Genomic DNA, 214 nt, shown 5'->3' with positions numbered 1-214 from the left:
AGCGAATCACTCTTATCAACACGATTCACTCTTTAATCGCTTTGTAAAAGATGATCAACGTTTTGACTTCAATTCACTTAATCAGCTTTTAGGAGACAAACTGAGTGCTTATGCCTATGACCCCAATGGAAATCTATCCGAGCGCCATGATCAAAAATACACGTATGATGCCTGGGATAGATTGCTTTCTGTTACCATCGGCAATATACGTTTT

Annotated in this window: 1 protein-coding gene; it reads left to right on the top strand. The window is 38.8% G+C overall.

The window, feature by feature from the left end; genetic code table 11:
- Nucleotides 1-214: RHS repeat domain-containing protein (locus AOM43_RS07975; RefSeq protein ID WP_152618850.1), on the top strand; the 214-nt coding region annotated here is incomplete at both ends.

It is taken from the genome of Parachlamydia acanthamoebae (assembly GCF_000875975.1).
Taxonomy (GTDB): domain Bacteria; phylum Chlamydiota; class Chlamydiia; order Chlamydiales; family Parachlamydiaceae; genus Parachlamydia; species Parachlamydia acanthamoebae.
Note: the sequence above shows the minus strand (reverse complement) of the source record. Positions and strands in the feature narration are given on the sequence as shown.